We start from the raw sequence: 19,432 nt of genomic DNA on the forward strand, positions 1-19,432 counted from the left end.
TAAAAATATAAAAATTCCACACACTATTTTAATAATCTTGATATAGTGTGTGGAATTTAATTTTTAATTTTTTAAAGTGAATGCATTATTTCTGCTAATTCCAATAATTTTACAGAATATGCGTATTCATTATCATACCAGCCAACTATTTTGAAAAATTTTGAATTTAATTCTATAGCTGCATCTGCATCGAAAACACAAATTCTTGTTTCGCTAACAAAATCTTGAGATACTACTTTTTCTTCTGTGTAACCCATAATGCCTTGCATTTCGTTTTCAGAAGCATCTTTAAAAGCTTTTTTTATTTCTACTAGCGAAGTTTCTTTTTCTGTTCTTACAGTCAAATCGACTACAGAAACATTAGCCGTAGGTACTCTAAAGGCCATTCCTGTTAATTTTCCATCTAATTTTGGAATTACTTTACCAACTGCTTTTGCTGCTCCAGTAGAAGCAGGAATAATATTAATTAGTGCACTTCTTCCAGATCTATAATCTTTTCTTGAAGGACCGTCAACTGTTAATTGTGTTGCAGTTGTAGCATGAATAGTAGTCATTAATCCTTCTTCTAGACCAAAGTTATCGTCTATAACTTTTGCCATTGGAGCTAAACAGTTTGTGGTGCAAGAAGCATTTGATATAATTGTTTGCGATGCTTTTATATCTTTATGATTAACACCCATTACAAACATAGGTATGTCTTTACTTGGTGCTGAAACAACAACTTTTTTTGCTCCTGCTTCTATATGATAATTAGCCGTTTCTAAGGTTTTAAAAATGCCTGTACAATCTGCTATAATATCTGCATTAACCTCGTTCCATTTTAAGTTTCTTGGGTCTTTTTCTGCTGTGACTCTAATAGATTTTCCATTTACAACTAAATGTCCATTATTAACTTCAATTTTTCCATCGAATCTTCCATGAACAGAATCGTATTTTAATAAATAGGCTAAATGGTCTACTTCTAATAAATCATTTACACCTACTACTTCTATATTCTGTTTTATAGCTTCTCTAAATACCAGTCTCCCAATTCTTCCGAAACCGTTAATACCTAATTTTAATTTTGACATTCTAATCTATTATTTATTTTGATTCTTTATTTATTATTTTTCTTTTGAAATTTATTTAAATGGTCATGATATCTGACACTCTTAATAGCTCTAAATTAATTTCTGTTCTTCCTTTTACAGCCTTATCTAAAGCTGTTAATTCTATTTTATTATCAAGAATTCCAACCATGTAATTTGATTTTCCTTCTAGCAAAGATTCAACAGCCTTTACTCCCATTCTACTTGCAAGAACGCGATCGAAACAAGATGGCGAACCTCCTCTTTGCATATGTCCTAAAACAGAAACTCTAACATCGTATTCTGGCATGTTTTCGTCTATATAGTCTTTTAATTCGAACACATTTTTACCTATTTTATCTCCTTCAGCCACGACAACTATGCTTGAAGATTTTCCTGAGGCCTTGCTTCTTTTCAATGATTCTACTAATCTATCAAGTCCTAAATCTTCTTCAGGAATTAAAATTTCTTCAGCTCCTGCTCCAACTCCTGCGTTTAAAGCTATATGACCAACATCTCTTCCCATAACTTCAACAAAAAACAAGCGTTTATGAGAACTTGCTGTATCTCTAATCTTATCTATAGCTTCTACAACAGTGTTAATTGCAGTATCATAACCAATAGTGAAATTGGTGCCAAAAATATCGTTATCGATAGTTCCTGGGATTCCCATTATAGGGAAGTTAAATTCTCCATTAAAAACCAAGCCACCAGTAAATGTACCATCTCCACCAATTAATACCAAAGCATCTATACCTTCTTTAATTAAATGTGCATGTGCTTTATCTCTTCCTTCTTTTTCTCTAAACTCTTTTGAACGAGCAGATTTTAAAATGGTACCTCCTGTATGAATTATGTGGTTTACACTTCTTGCTGAAAGCAATTTAAAATCGCCTTCCATCATACCTTCAAAGCCTCTATAAATACCAACACACTCAACATTATGATAAGCACAAGTTCTTACAACAGAACGTATGGCAGCATTCATTCCTGGAGCATCACCTCCAGAAGTCATGACTCCAATTTTTTTTATTTTTTTACTCATTTACCTCAATATTTCATATTGTAAACTTACTAAAGAAAACATATTAAAAACAATGACTTATATCATGCATAAATTATAAGTATTAGCTTTATTCTTTCTCTTTATCGTCTTTTTCTTTAAAACCAACATAAGATGGCAACACGTTGTCTTCGCTCTTGGCTTCTTTCTCTTCTTCTGTGCTTTCAATGGTCTTTACTTTACCCTTAAATATTTTATCTATTAGCTCTTTAAATGTATCAAAATCTACACTATAGGCGATTCCAACTCCTTGTGTATAACCAATTTCTTCTCCAAAGTTTCTAATACTATTCTCTCTATTAAACACTTTTGCAGTTAAAGTTCCTTCATCGTTTAGTAAGAAGTCTATTTGTACATCTCCAGCAACAACAGACTCACTAACGCCACCTACTGGAACACCAACTTTTCCGTTAATAATTACACGTTCAGAAATATTAGTTTGTAAAGTAACACCTAATCTATTATCTGTTTGATATTCAGGCGTATTTTCGCCAGCTTCATAGTTCAACCCAATATTAACTTTGTTATCTCCATTAGAGAACATTCCTGTAATAATACCATTAAGACGTTCTGTTAGTGTACCTGTAAAATTAACATCGTTTAAACTATTTGAGAAAGAGCCTGTTGCTAATAAATATAGTGCTTGATTATCTCTATCCTCTTTAGAATTTAATCTATATTGAATTTCAGATTTAACTGTAGAACTTAAGTTTGGAAATACAAAATCAAAATCTACATCAGGTTTTTCTAATTGCCCAGTTAATGAAGTTACTACATAAACTGGAATACTTCTGTTTATTGGATTATCTAGTAAAGGAGATGGATTTGCTTGTGTTTTATATGAAGCTTTAATGTCTATTATTGCATCATATGGCACACCATCCCATCCTAAACTTCCTTCTTCTACTATAAATTTCTTTTCAACAACGCCTCCATATTTAAAGTTATAAATCCCTTCGAATACTACAAAATCTCCATACATTCTAAACTTTCCGTTGGTATTGATTTCTATTAATAATCCTCCTTCTCCTTTACCTTTAATGGTACTTCCGGATTCTTTATCAATAACAATCTCAATTTCAGCATCTTGAGTAATATCTAAATCGAAATCTAGTTCTAAACCTTTAACTTCTTTAACAACAATTTCTTCTCCTTTAAGTTTTGCAGCTTTTTCTTCTGGAGATAAAAAATGAATAAATGAGTTGTCTCCAAAAGTTTCCATATCACTTAAAGGAATAACAAATGTTGTTCCTGGATTTGTTTCTGCAGTGACACTTATTACTAATTCATCTGCTGGACCTTTTATAGTAGCAGAACCACCAATAAATGCTGTACCATAATATAATACTTCATCTTCTTCATCATCATCAACTACACCATCTGTATCTAAAACCACTAAGTTTGATGTTTCAATGCCTAAATCTAATTTCCATTTAGAAAAATTAGTATGACTTATACTGCCATTTAAAACACCTTTTGTGTCGAATTTTGTATCTGATAATCTAATTGAATTAAATATAAAGCTTTGATTTGTTAAACTAACTAAGGAGTTTTCAGCTAAATTATAATCGACATTTAGATATGGCACAGATAATCCGGAGTTATTTAGTTTTAATTCGCCAGTTATGTCTGGTTTCATTAAGTTTCCAGTAACTCTTGCAATCCCTGAAACATCGCCTCTTATATCTTCTAATATATCTACTAAAAATGGATTTAGAATTTGAAGACTGAAATAATTAAACTTCAACCCAACATCTATTGAAGAAGTTTCGCCTTGTACATATATATCTCCAAAAGCCGAAAAAGATTGAGAAATATCATCTTTAATCTTAACATCTACATTATATGCAGTTAAGTCTTCATTTCCTACAATTTTAGCATCAAAAGATCCAAGAGCTAATTCATTGACTATAAAATTATCTATAGTTATTGCTGAGTTTGGCAAATAACTTCCATTTTGTTGAAACAAATCTAGTTTACCATTTACATTACCTTGTAAATCTAAACCTTCAACAGTTGGTGTGATTTTTGCTAAATCGACATTTTCGAACTTTAGGTTTATGCTTTTATAAGTTGAATCTTTTAATACTCCAGATAGTTTAATAACTTCTTTATTATGATTCATAACTATTTGATCTATATCAAAATTTACTAAATCGTTATCAAATTCAATTTTATTTAAGGAGTCCCTCTTCTCATTTATAGTCCATGTATTTCCTTTGAATGTAACATCAGATTCTTTAAATCCAATAACAGATTTATTTTCTTTATTAATAGTATGATAAAAATTTAAGTTATAGATATCGCTATTTTTATTTCCTCCTTGAAACTCTGTACGCACAAATAACGTATCGTTAAGTGTTTTATTAATTAAATTGAATTTAGATACATCATAGTATTTTGTATTGATACTGTCTACTTCTACATATGCATTAAATAGTGGGTTTTTATTATCTAATTGCAATTCAATTTGACTTGCAAAATAATCGAAAAGCTTAATCTCTGGAGACTTAAATGTTAGTTTAAATTCTTCTTCATCACTTTCTACTCTTCCTCTTACGTAAGTATTCTTTCCTAATGATAATTCTGGAACAAAAACTTCAACAATTTTATTATAAATCTTAAAATTAAAATCTATGTACTGATTTAATTTAACTTTATGAGGTTTATAGTTTGTATAGATGCTACCTAATGCATTTTCAAACAACAATCCAATATCTCTAAATAGAAATTCGCCACTTAGTTCTCCTTCAACAATATCTGGTGAATTTACTACTACATGTCTTAATTTTCCATTAAAAGTAGAGGTTATGGCAAAATCGTCAAAAAAGTATTCATCATTTTCATTTTTATAATACGTTTCATTGAATTGAATACTACCTACTGCATCATCTATGGTAATACCTTCCATTTTCATTTCAACAATTCCTTTAAAAATTGAAATATCGTCATTATGTACAAAATTTAATTCCCTTAGGTTTGCATAATTTACGTTTGCAATAAAATCGAAAGTATTTATTTTTTCAGAAAAATTGGCGAGACCATTAAACTGTAATTTTAAATTTTTATCATTAGAATTAAGTTTTCCATCAAATATTTTGTTCATTAAATCTCCTGAAACCTCTATGTTTTGATAAGTGTAGTTATTATAGGTAACAGAAAAAATATCACCATCTAGATGTGTATCGACATTTTCTTTAGTAAACCCAGAACCATTAACATCTAAGTTTAATGAAGCTACACCTAGTGTTTCATCATTAATAAACTTCCCAATATTAAACTCTTTAAATACAACGTTACCAGAATATGATGCATTATCAATATCATTTATTTTTTGCATACTTAAATTAGCATCAATAAAACCTAATTGCGTGTTAATTGCTAAACTAGCATTGATTGTAGAAGTAGTGATTTCTGTTAGACCAATAACATTAAAATTACCCAGTTTATCGAATGAAGAAGGAATAGATTCACCAAGAACATTTGGCAACAAAGCTTTTAAATCTCTATAGTTTGAAGATAGTTTGTGAAAATCTCCTCTCATATAAAAATTATTTTCTTCACTATTAAATAAGTTTTTAAAATTAATATTTCCGTAAATCTCACTCCTTGAGCTAGTAAACAAATTTAAATTAGTAACCTGTAAATCGTTTAAAGTACCATCTATTTTAGCACTTAACTTAGCTCTTTGGTTAACACCAAATTCGTTATAAAAAGTATTTAATTCGTTTAGAGCAATATCAGATTCATCAAAAGTTGCATCGACTTGCACCTTATTTGTAAAGTCCTGCAACTCTTCTCTTTTATACAAAAACTTAACTTCACCTTTTAAAGACGAATTAAGAGTTTTTATACTTAAATTTTCTAATAAAATATTACTTGGTGTATAAGTGAAATTACTGATAAGGTTTTTAACTTCTAATCCACGACTATCTAAAAATGCTAGAGTGTTTATTCGAGTACTAACATCGCTACCATTAATTAACAAGTTAGTTGTATTTGTATAAATGTTAGTGAATTCTAATATTTTAGGAGTCTCTTTATTTTGATCTATTAGTCTAAAAGTACCTCCATTTATAGTAACATCGCTTGAAGACAGTAAAAAATCACTTTCTTTATCTGAAGGATTATCTTCATCAAATTTTGCAACAAAAATATCTAAATTTGTATCTGTTTCTCCTTGATACGTTTTTAAATTGAAGATTAATCCTTCTAAATCTATATCTCCAAATACCAATTTAGAGTTGATAATATTTCTAAAATTTAAAATAGACGTATTTAATTCTATAACACTAAATAAAGTGTCTTTTTTATAATCTCTAATTAGTATTTCTTTTAATTCTACATCTCCATTAAACTGAAGGCCTACTTTACCAATATTAATATTGGTTTTAAAATCTTCATTTAATCTTGTAGTTACTTTTTTTCCAAGATAAGTTTGAACAGCTGGAATTGAAAGTAACAGCACCAAAATGATGAAAAGCAGCAATATAATTGCTACTAATTTAGATAGTATTTTTAAAAATTTTTTGATACGTTTTAAAGTTATAACTTTGAAACCAAAATTAACAATTATTGTGCCTAAAATTCACTAATGTCCTCACAAAATATTTACATTCTTGGAATTGAGTCTTCATGCGATGATACAGCTGCATCTGTAATGCAAAACGGAAAAATTTTAAGCAATGTTGTTGCTAGTCAAAAAATACATGAAGAATTTGGAGGTGTTGTTCCTGAATTAGCATCTAGAGCACACCAACAAAACATTGTTCCTGTTGTAAATCAAGCTATTAAAAAAGCAAATATTGCAAAAGACCAACTTAATGCTATTGCTTTTACACGTGGTCCTGGCTTAATGGGTTCTTTACTTGTTGGAACTTCTTTTGCAAAATCTCTAGCTATGGGTTTAAACATTCCATTAATAGATGTTAACCACATGCAGGCACATATTTTGGCACATTTTATTGATGAAGAAGGATTTAATAAGCCACCATTCCCATTTTTGGCAATGACCATTTCTGGTGGACACACTCAAATTGTAAAAGTTTCAAATTATTTTGAAATGGAAGTTATTGGCGAAACCATTGATGATGCTGTTGGTGAGGCTTACGATAAAAGTGGTAAGATTTTAGGCTTAGGTTATCCTGCTGGACCAGAGATTGACAAACGTGCACAATTAGGGAATCCGAAGGCTTTTAAATTTACTAAACCTAAAGTAGCAGAATTGAATTTTAGCTTTTCAGGATTAAAAACAGCCATTTTATATTTTATTCAGAAGGAAATAAAAGCAAATCCGAATTTTATTGAAGAGAATATTAATGATATTTGTGCCTCAATTCAATATACAATTATTGGAATTTTAATTGATAAATTAAAATTAGCCTCTAAACAAACAGGTATAAAACACATAGCTATTGGTGGAGGCGTTTCAGCAAACTCAGGTATTAGACAAGCATTAAAAACTGGTGAAGCTAAATTTGGCTGGACAACATATGTTCCTAAATTTGAATTTACTACAGATAATGCTGCAATGATTGCAATTGTTGGGTATTTAAAATATTTGGAAAACAATTTTTCTCAGCAAAACGTAACAGCGTCTGCTAGATTAAAAATCTAACTCCATTAAAAAACAATCTTTGAAAACTCTGTTAATAACCTTATAGAAATTAATGATTTCTGTTTCATTTTTTTGTTTTTTTGTTTCACTTAATAATAACTATATATTTTTATGAGAAGTTTACTTATTACCATTTTATTTGCTTCATCTATAATTTCTGCTCAAGAATCAACAACAATCTCTTTAGATTCTGTTACAGACCTAACTAAAGCAGAAGCCTACCTTAAATCTAATAAAGGAAAAGGCAATAAATTAATTACATTTAACGAAGAAAAACATAAAACAACTTTAGCTACAGATTTACTTAAATTACCAGTAGGTGGAAAAAAATCGATTGAAAATGATATTGAAAAAACAACTTATAAAGTAGTTGAAAAAAATTCAATAACACATTATAGAGGGAGTTATATCTTATTAGATAGCAATAAGAATAATATTGAAAAAACAAAATCAATAAGAGATAAAATAATTACCGATTATAACAATGGCTATCCTTTCGATTTTTTAGCAAAAAAATATTCAGTTGCAAAAAATGCAACTCGTGGAGGTGACACAGGTTGGTTTATTAATGGTGAAATGGATATAATTCTAGAAGTTGCTATTACAGACAATACTCATGATTTAAATAGCATCTTTTCTTATGATGATCCTGAAAAAAATCACTTTTATATTATTCTTAAAACATATTTACCAAAAGAGATTAAAGAAATTAAAGTTCTAAAAACTGTAGAACGCTTATACTAATGCAACTATTTTATAATCAAGAAATATCTGAAGAAGCAACTCAAATTATTTTCCAAAAGGAAGAGAGTAAGCATATTATAAAAGTGTTACGAAAAACAGTTGGAGACATTTTGCATATTACCAATGGATTTGGCTGGCTATTTACTGCAAAAATTACAGTTGCAGATACTAAAAACTGTGTTGCAGTTATTATAAACAAAGACAAACAAGCAAAAAGAACTTATCAAGTTCATCTGGCTGTAGCACCAACTAAAATGAATGATAGATATGAGTGGTTTTTAGAAAAAGCAACCGAAATTGGCATCGATACCATTACGCCTATTATTTGTGATAACAGCGAACGCAAAGTAATAAAAACAGAACGCTATGAGAAAATATTGCAGTCAGCTATGAAACAATCTCTTTCTTGTTACATGCCTAAACTAAATGATGCCATTACTTTTAAGAGTTTCATAGATCAATCTTTTACTGGACAAAAGTTTATTGCTCATTGTGAAGAAACAGAAAAAAAATCTTTAAAGAATGAGATTATCTCAAATCAAGATATAACTTTATTAATAGGACCTGAAGGAGATTTTAGTGTTAAAGAAATTGAAATGGCTATAAATAACAATTTTATTCCTGTAACTTTGGGTAACACAAGATTAAGAACAGAAACTGCAGCTATTGTAGCATGCCATTCAGTTGCATTTATAAATGAACTTTAAAATAGATAAACACATCTTTAATAGTTTTATGAAAAACATAACTAAAACAAGTCTTTTCTCGTTGATTTTTTGTCTCTTGTCTACATTTGTTTTTTCACAAGAAATAGCTGTTTTAAAATATAAAGGTGGTGGAGATTGGTATAGCAATCCTACTGCACTTCCTAATTTAATTACCTTTTGCAATAATAATATCGATACTAAAATAAGCTCTAATCCACAGACTGTAGAAACTGGTAGCACCGAAATTTTTCAGTTTCCTTTTATTCACATGACAGGACATGGAAATGTGTTTTTTACTGAAGAAGATGCAGAGAATTTAAGGAATTATTTAATTTCTGGTGGTTTTTTACATATCGATGACAATTATGGCATGCAACCTTACATTACAAAAGAATTAAAAAAAGTGTTTCCAGAAACGGAGTTAGTAGAAATACCAGCATCTCACCCAATTTTTAATATAGCATATAATTTTCCAAAAGGTTTGCCTAAAATACATGAACATGATGGTAAACGTCCTCAAGCATTTGGAATTTTCTTTGGAAATAGAATGGTTTTATTATTTACTGTAGAGAGTGATTTGGGTGATGGTTGGGAAGACGAAGTTGTACATAATGATTCAGCTGATGTTAGAGAAAAAGCTTTAAAGATGGGAGCCAACATTGTGAAATATGCTTTTGAAAATTAATTTCTCGTGAAACAACTTACCCATTACAATACTAATTTTACCAAACAACTTTTTCCAATTACTTTAGTGTGCGACAATATAACTAATGCTCCAAACATAGGAAGCCTCTTTAGAACTGCTGATGCTTTTGGAATAGAAAAAATACTTTTTTGTGGTTCGGCAATTCCACAAGGTAGAAAAATGACTAAAACGTCTCGAGCTACTGAAAAAGTAGTTTCTTTTGAAGAAAAAGAATCTATACTAGAAACCATCCAACAGTTAAAAGCTGAAAAATACACGATTCTTTCTTTAGAGATAACATCTAACAGTAAACCAATTAACAACTATACATTTAAAAAAGAACAAAAAATGGCTCTAATAATTGGAGACGAAAACTTTGGTGTTTCAGAAGATGTTTTAAATCTTTCAGATGGTATTATTCATATAAACATGTTTGGCCAGAATAGCAGCATGAACGTTGTTCAAGCAACTTCAATCGCTCTTTATGAAATTACAAAACAGATAAAATAAAATCTTAGTTTTCATATTTTTAAACTTCAATATGTATATTTACTGAATGAATTCAAACACTATATCAAAAGGAATTTTAAGAGCTTTAGGAATCATACTTGGTATCTTTTTATTATTATTCTTCCTATATAAAATCCAATCTGTTATTGTTTACATAGTTATAGCAGCAGTTATTTCACTAATTGGAAGACCTGTTGTAATATTTCTTAGAGACAAACTTAAGTTTAAAAACGCAATAGCTGTTATTGTTACAATGGTGCTTTTAATTAGCTTACTAGTTGGATTAGTTGGTTTATTTATACCATTAATTGTTAAACAAAGTCATAATCTAGCTTTATTAGATATAGATTCCCTTAAAATTAATATTGAGAATATATATCAAGAAGCAACTTCTTACTTCAATATTAAAACTGAAAATGTTAAAGAATCTATAAAAGAATCGCATTTTCTTTCAAAGATTGATTATGCTATGATACCAGATTTTTTAAATACTATGATTGCTGGATTTGGAAGCTTTAGTATTGGTTTGTTTTCTGTGCTATTTATTTCGTTTTTCTTTTTAAAAGATAGTCAGCTATTTGAAAGTAGTATTATGGCTTTTATTCCTGATAGTAAAGAAGAACGTTCTAAAAAATCCTTCCTAAAAATTAAAGACTTATTATCTCGTTATTTTGTTGGATTAATCTTTCAAATATCCATTTTATTTATCATCTATACAATTGGTCTTTTAATTATTGGTGTTGAAAATGCAATAGTTATTGCGTTTCTGTGTGCTTTATTAAACCTAATCCCTTATGTTGGGCCATTAATTGGTGGAGCTTTAATGATTATATTAACCATGACTAGTTATTTAGGACAAAGTTTTAGCGAAGTTTTACTGCCAAATACTTTATATGTACTTATTGTTATTGGCATTGGACAATTAATAGACAACTTTTTTAGCCAGCCAATTATATTCTCAAAAAGCGTCAAATCTCATCCTTTAGAAATCTTTTTAGTTATCATTATTGCTGGTATTTTATTTGGCATAGTTGGTATGATAATAGCTGTACCAACTTACACAGCTATTAAGGTTATTTTAAAGGAATTTCTATCTGATAATAAGATTGTTCAACAACTTACAAAAGGCTTATAATTTACTTTGAATGAGCTTGTTTTAAATACTGTTAATCAAGATTTTATAAATAATCATTTAAATTCAGACACAACAACTCTTCTATTTAAAAAACATAAAGAATTAAGTCTAGACATTAAAGTACTTATTGAGCAAATAGAAGCCAAAAACCGTTGCAAAAAAAAACTTCCAACATGGTTTAATACACCAAATATTTATTATCCAAACAAGCTAAATGTAGAGCAAACTTCTTCCGAAAAAACTGCCAAGTTTAAAGCAAGTATTATTAAAGGAGAATCATTAATTGATTTGACTGGTGGTTTTGGTGTTGACACTTTTTATTTCTCTAAGGTTTTTAAAAAAGTGACGCATTGCGAAATCAACCACGAACTTTCAAAAATTGTAAAGCATAATTACAAACAATTAAATATTCACAATATTGAAACACTAAATGTTAATGGTATTGAATACTTAATTGAAGCTAAAGAAACATATAATTGGATTTATATTGACCCATCTAGAAGACATGAAAGCAAAGGAAAAGTTTTCTTTTTAAAAGATTGCCTGCCAAACGTACCAGAACATTTGGAGTTATTATTTAGTTTTTCCAGTAATATTTTAATTAAAACATCTCCTCTATTAGATTTATCAATAGGTATAAAAGAACTAAATCATGTTAAAACAATTTATGTTATTGCTGTAAATAATGAAGTAAAAGAATTGCTTTGGATATTACAAAAAGATGAAACAATAAATGATATAGCACTACACACTTTAAATCTAAAAGGCAAAGACATCGAATCTTTTAATTTTACTTTAACTGATGAAACTAACGCTAAACCTTCATATAGTTTACCACAAACGTATTTATACGAACCAAATGCAGCCATATTAAAATCAGGAGCTTTTAATAGTGTTTCTGAAAAACTAAGTATTAATAAATTAACCCAGAATTCACATCTTTATACTTCTGAATCGTTAATTGAATTTCCAGGCAGGGCATTTAAAATTGAAAATATTATATCGTATAATAAAAAAGAATTTAAAAAAACTGGTATTACTAAAGCGAATATTACAACAAGAAATTTTCCAGTTTCTGTAGAAGACATAAGGATTAAGCTTAAAGTTAAAGATGGAGGTAATAAATATGTTTTTGCAACAACTAATTTGAAAAATCAAAAAATATTAATAATCTGCAGTAAGCTTTAATTATTCTTTAAATGAAGTATCTCATTTATTTTTAAAAAGCTTCAGTATATTTGCCAAAAAAATTATTAGTGCTTAAAGCAGTTTTATTTGATATGGATGGTGTAATTGTAGACACTGAGCCTCTACACCACAGAGCATACTTTGGCATGTTCGATACTTTAAACATTGAAGTTAGCGAATCTCATTATCAAACCTTTACAGGTCAATCTACTATAAATGTTTGCAAAAATCTATGCAAGCATTTTAAACTTTCTAATAACCCAGAAGATCTTGTTCAAGTAAAAAGAAATATTTTTAAAGATTTATTTAAAAACGACCCAAATCTTCAACTTATCGATGGTGTTTTAAATCTTATTAAAGAATATCATGAGAATGGATTAACGCTAGTATTAGCATCTTCAGCTTCTATGGGCACTATTGAAAGTGTTTTTACAAGGTTTGAATTAGATCAATATTTTATTGCTAAATTAAGTGGTGCAGATCTAAAAGCGTCCAAACCACATCCTGAGATTTTTTTAAATGCAGCTAAAGCTAGTGGTTTTAATAAACAGAACTGTTTAGTTATTGAAGATTCTACAAATGGTATAAGAGCAGCTCATGCAGCAAAAATATTTTGTGTAGGATATAAAAGTATTCATTCTAAGAATCAAGATTATAGTTTAGCAAATAAAGTAATTAGTAACTTTAATGAAATAAATTATAGTAAAGTTCAAAATTTTTTTAATAATTAATCCTTCACTTCATTTTTATTAGCTTTCTGGATAATCTCTCTTAAACGTTCTTTTCGTTTAATCTCATCAACCTTAAGCTTATTCTTTTTTCTATTCACTAATTTAGAATGCTTGGCTTTATTTTTAGTATTTTTTTCTCGTCCAGTTTTTGCCATTAAAAAACATATTCATTAAAAATTTAATATTACAAATATAAAAACAAAAAAGCCTCACTATTTCTAGTGAAGCTTTTTGTGAGCCCGATAGGATTCGAACCTATGACCGCCTCCTTAGAAGGGAGGTGCTCTATCCAGCTGAGCTACGAGCCCGTAACTCTTAAAAATTTGTCGGGGTGGCAGGATTACAACTACTACCCATTTATGTTTAATAATCAATAAGTTATATAATTTTCAAATTACTTGGTAACCGAATAGGTAACTTTATTGATAAGAACTTTCGCTTTGTATTAGTTTACATTTGAGCGCTGCAAATATAGCGACCTTAATTAAACAATACAACATAAATTTACACAAATTTTATGAGGAATGAAAGTAGTTTCTAACTAATTTATATACTGGTTAATAACTTCTAATTCGATGCCTGAATACTCTGAAAATTCATGTATAGTAACGAATTGATGAGGTTCTTTATCTAATGCTTCACGGATGTTTTGAAGCAGTTTACGCCCATAACGCTCACTCCTACCTGTTATTAGTTGGATATCTTTTGCATATATACATATTCGTTTGCGATTCATGGTACTTTATCTTGGGGGTATCCTTGCTTTATCATACAAATATAATGTCATAAACGGAATATTCGGCAAAATCGGTTTGAATGGTGTTTTCGGAACTCGATTTTTTAATTCCTGACTACAAGTTAGTTGTTTTGTTCTATTAATCAAAAAACGAATTATTATGGCAAAACAAGCTGGAATTATTAAACTTAAAGGAACTATCGGAGGTATTTCCTTTTACAAAACGACTGATGGACATCTAGCACGCGAAAAAGGTGGTGTTGATGGCAATCGTATTGCGAATGATCCTGCGTTTCAGAGAACGCGTGAAAATGGGTCTGAATTTGGGTCTGCAGGTAAAGGTGGAAAGGTTATTCGAAATGCTATTCGTATTCTTTTGCAGAATGCAAAAGATAAACGTGTGGTTTCTCGGTTGACAAAAGATCTTTTAGCTATCATTAAAACAGATCCTATTAATGATAGAGGATTACGAACTTTAACTGATGGTGACTTCAACTTATTTTTAGGTTTTGAATTCAATCTGAATGGTAAGTTAGGGACGACTTTATTCACGCCATTTGTGAATGCGTTTGATCGTGTGACTGGGGATGCTACTTTAGATTTAGCACCTTTCTCCCCTACTTTAAGAATTGCAGCTCCATCTGGAACTACGCATTTTAAAGTGGTTATGGGTGCTGCAGAATTGGATTTTGCTAATGAAACCTCAACATTTGAAAATGATGAGACTGCCATTCTTCCTTACACTGCTGCTGATACTGCTGCTATAGCTTTATCTGCTACGATAACTGCAAACTCTACAGTCGATGTTATTCAAGTGTTGGGTATTGAGTTTTATCAAGAGGTAAATGGTCAAATGTATGCCCTTAAGAACGGTGCTTACAATGCTTTAGCTACTGTTATTGTAGATACTCCTTAATCATGGAGTTCGTGCTTCATAGAGCCTATTTTAAAGAGGGTACCAACGGTACTCTCTTTTGTTCTGGCTCATTCTTATGTCATACCATTGAATTGCCCTGGAATGATAACAAACGAAATATGTCTTGTATTCCAGAAGGCACTTATGAAATCGTGACAAGATTTTCTAAACGCTTTCAAAATCATCTTTTAGTTAAAGGTGTTCCAAATAGACGTTTGATTCTGTTTCACCCTGCTAATGATGCTTTAAAGGAATTAGAAGGCTGTATTGCTCCTGTTACCTATTTAAGTGGTATTGGTAAAGGCTCTCAATCAAGACCTATGATGCAAAAACTATTGTCTTTGGTATCTCAAGCTCAAGACCGAAAAGAACAAATTTTATTAACAATTAAATCTCAAAATCATGAACATTATAGAACGTTATAAAAAACCAACGCCGAAGTTTTTCAAAACTTTGAGAAATATTGGAATCGCTTTAGCTACAGCTGGAGGTGCTATTATAGCTGCTCCTATTAGCTTGCCAGCAATTATTATTACTATTGCTACTTATTTAACTGTTGCAGGTACTGTGGTGACTGCTGTCAGTCAAGCTGTGGTAGTTGATGAAGATGGCGAAAAAACCGCTAAAGAAGCGTCATAATGCATTTCAATTTCAATGAAAAAATAAGCATTGTTGGTGGTACTGTCTTTGGTATTTTACCTAATATACCACCCGACGACCTCGTGGTTACGATCATTATGGCATTCACTGGTGCATTGGTCAGTTTTATAGCCTCGATGCTTTTTAAATGTTTAGTAAATCGCTTCAAAAAGTTCAAATGATAGATTGCCCGGATTTCTTCCGGGTTTTCTTTTTTCATCCTATTCCTTCCTAATAAATTTTTTAAACAAAGAAAAAATAAAAAAGAAAGCTTCATTTTAGATGGCGTGGATCATGCTGTCAAGGTTTTTGGAAAAAATACTACCCGAAATTTAGTGAACAGTAACAGTGGTAGCTGGCAGATAGTTGACTAAATAATATTATTCATGCCTACGCACCAGCTGGCACGTTCACTAAAAATGTCTGCTAGACATTTTCTTAACGTTCCGTCCGGGTGGAGATTTTTTTCAAAACCCGAAGGGCTTGACCTTTATAGCATGCAGCGTTGGGCAGAGGAGCCAGCTATCTTCGTTTTCTTTTTTATTTTTTTTTATGGCCTTAAATTATTGTTTTGGCAGGTAATCTAGTTGCGCGAGCCGACTGCGAGATGAGCAAGGGTGGTGTGGTAATAGCACGTTGCCTTTTCGGCAAAAGTGCGTACCACAGCAACGGTTTACCGCAAGGGTGGCGCATTTTTTGATTTCTTTTTATAGTCAGATGAAGTTGTATTGGTATTTACCGAATATTCAAGTTTGGGTAAGTGCAACGATTGAAAGAGGCAATGGAAGGTTTTGAGAATAGTTTTCATTTAAGGTTTGGCGTTTCACTAAACTACAAGAATATTGAGAAGTTAAAGGGTTTGAGGAAAATTGATGTGAAACCTAACTTTAGCCAATCCGTAATGTAAAAACTATTAAGCGTGGATGGAATTGCCGACTGAATGAGTTGCTCTTACATGGTTTGCAAAATAGGATAACTTTTAACTTTACTATAATAGGTTTATTTAACAAAAATTGGAAATACATTTAAGAGGTCCCCGCATTCGCGAGGATAAAGTTATCTTATTTGCAATCTGGAGTAGTTCAAAAAATGTGACACCCGCAGACCCACATGCTTAATCTATCAGAATATGAAGCAACACCTACATTTCAATTAAAAACAATACTTTCAATCTAGATAAATTTATGTGGGTTTTGCCCGAAGCGACCCGCAGGCTCGCATCATATTAAGTAGCGGTTGCCCCTTAAATAAAAAGAACAGCACGGAGTGCTGACCTTATAGAGATTTTAAGGGGCAAGAGTAGCTACGGGTGAGGAAGGAGAGAATGTGTGAAATAAAACAAATAAATAGTGCCAACGAGGACGTGTCGCCGCAGTGGTGCTATTTATGGTATATGCAAGAGCCTTACTAAATAATTGTAGTAATACTTGATGAGATTGCCACGACTTTTTATCAAAAGTCTCGCAATGACATACTTGGCTCTTGCAGATATGTTTTATGGAACAAAATGGAACGATTGACGAACACCTTATTACCTGCCTTCCCGATTGTTCAAGTATTGTACTGAAGTTTGTAATGAAGATGGATTAATATTTGTTCGGATTTTTAGAAATATTCTTCATCCGTCCAGAAAAATGCAATTAAACTGATTTTTTCTATAACCATATTCACTCCTTTGTCTAGGTATTTAGATGTTTTTGAAGTTAAATAGTTTTCTCCAGTCTTTGAGCATGTAATTTTCTCAATTAATCCTAAACGTGACGGATGAATAATTTTATTTTCTATTAGGTGTTTTAGATCTTCTTTGCCTTGAGTATTTATCTTATAGTAACTTTTATCTTCTTTATTAATAAACGAAATAATACTATTGTCAATAGTTTTTCTTTTTATATAAAAAATACCATCGTCTTTTAATAGATGTGTGAATTCTTTTTCATTGTATTCGTAATTATTATATATCCATTTTCTTTGTGTAAATAACCATTGTTTGAATAATTTGTAGTTTGTTGGAATATTTTGATTTTCAATTAACCATTTTAATATTTCAGAGGATTTACCAAAAACGGAAAGTCTTACTTCAAAATCATCCATTTCCCTATTGTAAAGCTAATTGTTTTATTTAGAGTTTGGTTTTGAATTTCGAAGATAGTTCTAAATGCATTTAATGTATTTTTTACAAGTGTCGTTAAATTTTTAGAACCATGAATTATAATTGGGTAGTTAGTGTAATAGTCAAATGGTTTTACATACTCAACTTCATTTGGGTATTCGAGTTCTCCACCATTTCGTCGTATACACTTTTCTATTTCTATTATGTCATACTCAATCACATTTATAGTTTCGTCATTTCCAAATTTTATTATATCTGGATTTATAACTTTTCTCTCAAATAAATCATAATTATCAGACTTATTGAAATAGGATACAAATAATCTTACTCCATCTTGAATATTTATTTTATTGGGAATATAATTTGTTTGTTTTGATTCCTTTTTTGTGGAATTAACTAAATTGTTATACTCTTCCTGTGCTCCAAAATATTCAAATATAAGAGGGTTGCTTTTATAATAAAGAATGCATAACTTTTTCCAATCGGCTAATTCAAGTTTGCCATCAATTCGAAAGAGTTTAGTGTAAAGTGTGTTTTTTCCAGCTTTGTTTATGCTTAAGTCCCATCTTTTTAATATTTGTTCTTCTGTGTAGGTTCTGATTGCACCATCAAAATGAATAAATTCTTTTTCAGGGTTATTATATATTGAGTGAATATAACGGCATCCATAAGTTTCTTCATTTATTCCTAAAGATGGTTTTTCTCTAATTTCTTCAACTTCTAGTGTTTTTTCGTCACCATCTGCTTTCCACCAAAACTCTGTCCCTTTTACTTCGCTAAACATCTTTTGATTTTCATTGCTTTGATACCTTGTGACTTGATTTGGTAAATTTGAAATATCATTATTAAATTTTGGACCCCACCAATAGTCAAATTCTAAAGTTCCTCTGAAAGTTTCTGATAAACCTATGAGGTTACGGTCTATTGCAATTCGTAAGGTGACATTTTCTTCTGAATTTAAGCGAATAAATTCATCAATGAAGTAAGTATTGAAGTTATTTATTAATGATAAATTTCTATTGAAATATTGATGACAAAATATACTGAACTCATTAGACTTACTCTTAAAAACACCACTACCAACATAATCGAATTGTTCTAAAATATCGTCTAAAAATATTAATCCTGATTTATCAATTTTTTCAAATAGCTTTGGAAATACCTTCTCAACAATATTTGGTAAGTTATAAGACACACAACCTTTATCAATGAAACTTCCATCTTTTGAGTAATTATCATCTAAAAGCTTCTTAAATGTACCTATATGGTTTTTGCAGCTTTCATGATTTATGTATTGCCAATAATCTTCTATTTTGGGAAAAATTAATTTAGCATCTTTATCAGTTTCACAAACAAGAAAATTCCCTATTGTTTTGCTTATTTTAGGTTCAATGAACAACCCAAATGGGAATATCCAGCCTAAAGGTCTGTGAAAATCGTGCTCAATTAAGGATGGCATACCTCTCAATGCATTCTCTTTTATGCCTTGTTCTAATACCTCTATTGTCAACAAGTACTTGTCTCTGGTCAAAGAATCGGAACTCAATACTGCAAGATATGTGTACATAAGATTAGTAGTAATTA

Annotated in this window: 17 protein-coding genes and 1 tRNA gene; 11 read left to right on the forward strand and 7 right to left on the reverse strand. The window is 30.3% G+C overall.

The window, feature by feature from the left end; all coding sequences use genetic code 11:
* Positions 1-71: 71 nt before the first annotated feature.
* The 3 genes from gap to LX78_RS06660 all read right to left on the reverse strand — a co-directional run bounded on the left by gap (position 72) and on the right by LX78_RS06660 (position 6,619).
* Positions 72-1,070: a type I glyceraldehyde-3-phosphate dehydrogenase gene (gap, locus tag LX78_RS06650; protein WP_109681857.1), complete on the reverse strand. Its 999-nt coding sequence runs from the start codon at positions 1,068-1,070 to the stop codon at positions 72-74.
* Between the two features lie 55 nt (positions 1,071-1,125).
* Positions 1,126-2,112, reverse strand: coding sequence for a 6-phosphofructokinase (pfkA, locus tag LX78_RS06655; protein WP_109681858.1), 987 nt, complete (start codon positions 2,110-2,112; stop codon positions 1,126-1,128).
* An 88-nt stretch (positions 2,113-2,200) separates the two neighbouring features.
* Positions 2,201-6,619: a translocation/assembly module TamB domain-containing protein gene (locus tag LX78_RS06660; protein ID WP_245881491.1), complete on the reverse strand. Its 4,419-nt coding sequence runs from the start codon at positions 6,617-6,619 to the stop codon at positions 2,201-2,203.
* Positions 6,620-6,724: 105 nt separating this feature from the next.
* Here LX78_RS06660 and tsaD point away from each other — a divergent pair, with 105 nt between their 5' ends.
* The 8 genes from tsaD to LX78_RS06700 all read left to right on the forward strand — a co-directional run bounded on the left by tsaD (position 6,725) and on the right by LX78_RS06700 (position 13,447).
* Positions 6,725-7,747, forward strand: coding sequence for a tRNA (adenosine(37)-N6)-threonylcarbamoyltransferase complex transferase subunit TsaD (tsaD, locus tag LX78_RS06665; RefSeq protein ID WP_109681859.1), 1,023 nt, complete (start codon positions 6,725-6,727; stop codon positions 7,745-7,747).
* Positions 7,748-7,858: 111 nt separating this feature from the next.
* The gene (locus LX78_RS06670) at positions 7,859-8,491 is read left to right on the forward strand and encodes a peptidylprolyl isomerase (RefSeq protein WP_109681860.1); all 633 of its coding nucleotides are present in this window, start codon (positions 7,859-7,861) and stop codon (positions 8,489-8,491) included.
* On the forward strand, positions 8,491-9,198 hold the full coding sequence (locus LX78_RS06675) for a 16S rRNA (uracil(1498)-N(3))-methyltransferase (protein WP_109681861.1): 708 nt from the start codon (positions 8,491-8,493) through the stop codon (positions 9,196-9,198). Before LX78_RS06670 ends, LX78_RS06675 begins: the two co-directional genes overlap by 1 nt.
* Positions 9,199-9,226: 28 nt before the next feature.
* Positions 9,227-9,883: a DUF4159 domain-containing protein gene (locus LX78_RS06680; protein WP_109681924.1), complete on the forward strand. Its 657-nt coding sequence runs from the start codon at positions 9,227-9,229 to the stop codon at positions 9,881-9,883.
* A gap of 6 nt (positions 9,884-9,889) precedes the next feature.
* Complete coding sequence (locus tag LX78_RS06685; RefSeq protein WP_109681862.1) at positions 9,890-10,393, forward strand: TrmH family RNA methyltransferase; 504 nt, start codon at positions 9,890-9,892, stop codon at positions 10,391-10,393.
* A gap of 46 nt (positions 10,394-10,439) precedes the next feature.
* Positions 10,440-11,528, forward strand: coding sequence for an AI-2E family transporter (locus LX78_RS06690; RefSeq protein WP_109681863.1), 1,089 nt, complete (start codon positions 10,440-10,442; stop codon positions 11,526-11,528).
* A gap of 6 nt (positions 11,529-11,534) precedes the next feature.
* On the forward strand, positions 11,535-12,716 hold the full coding sequence (locus LX78_RS06695; RefSeq protein WP_109681864.1) for a THUMP-like domain-containing protein: 1,182 nt from the start codon (positions 11,535-11,537) through the stop codon (positions 12,714-12,716).
* A 68-nt stretch (positions 12,717-12,784) separates the two neighbouring features.
* Complete coding sequence (locus LX78_RS06700) at positions 12,785-13,447, forward strand: HAD family hydrolase (protein ID WP_109681925.1); 663 nt, start codon at positions 12,785-12,787, stop codon at positions 13,445-13,447.
* Here the strand turns inward: LX78_RS06700 and LX78_RS14800 are convergent.
* Together LX78_RS14800 and LX78_RS06705 are read right to left on the reverse strand one after the other, a co-directional pair.
* Entirely contained in the window at positions 13,444-13,602 is a 159-nt protein-coding gene (locus LX78_RS14800) for a hypothetical protein (protein ID WP_170109809.1), read from the reverse strand. The genes LX78_RS06700 and LX78_RS14800 overlap by 4 nt on opposite strands.
* Before the next feature lie 79 nt (positions 13,603-13,681).
* Positions 13,682-13,755: transfer RNA gene (locus LX78_RS06705), tRNA-Arg, on the reverse strand.
* 588 nt (positions 13,756-14,343) lie between these two features.
* Here LX78_RS06705 and LX78_RS06715 point away from each other — a divergent pair.
* From LX78_RS06715 to LX78_RS06725, 3 genes are read left to right on the forward strand one after another with little or no spacing between them, the layout of a single operon-like run.
* Positions 14,344-15,099, forward strand: a complete 756-nt coding sequence (locus tag LX78_RS06715) for a hypothetical protein (protein ID WP_109681866.1) — start codon at positions 14,344-14,346, stop codon at positions 15,097-15,099.
* Positions 15,100-15,101: 2 nt separating this feature from the next.
* A complete protein-coding gene (locus tag LX78_RS06720) occupies positions 15,102-15,524 on the forward strand; it encodes a DUF5675 family protein (RefSeq protein ID WP_109681867.1) in 423 nt (140 codons plus the stop codon).
* Positions 15,502-15,738, forward strand: coding sequence for a hypothetical protein (locus LX78_RS06725; protein WP_109681868.1), 237 nt, complete (start codon positions 15,502-15,504; stop codon positions 15,736-15,738). Before LX78_RS06720 ends, LX78_RS06725 begins: the two co-directional genes overlap by 23 nt.
* Before the next feature lie 1,605 nt (positions 15,739-17,343).
* Here LX78_RS06725 and LX78_RS06740 read toward each other — a convergent pair.
* Positions 17,344-17,829: a hypothetical protein gene (locus LX78_RS06740; protein WP_109681871.1), complete on the reverse strand. Its 486-nt coding sequence runs from the start codon at positions 17,827-17,829 to the stop codon at positions 17,344-17,346.
* A complete protein-coding gene (locus tag LX78_RS06745) occupies positions 17,811-19,415 on the reverse strand; it encodes a hypothetical protein (protein ID WP_109681872.1) in 1,605 nt (534 codons plus the stop codon). Before LX78_RS06745 ends, LX78_RS06740 begins: the two co-directional genes overlap by 19 nt.
* Between the last annotated feature and the right edge of the window lie 17 nt (positions 19,416-19,432).

It is taken from the genome of Xanthomarina spongicola (assembly GCF_003148645.1).
Classification (GTDB): Bacteria; Bacteroidota; Bacteroidia; order Flavobacteriales; family Flavobacteriaceae; genus Xanthomarina; species Xanthomarina spongicola.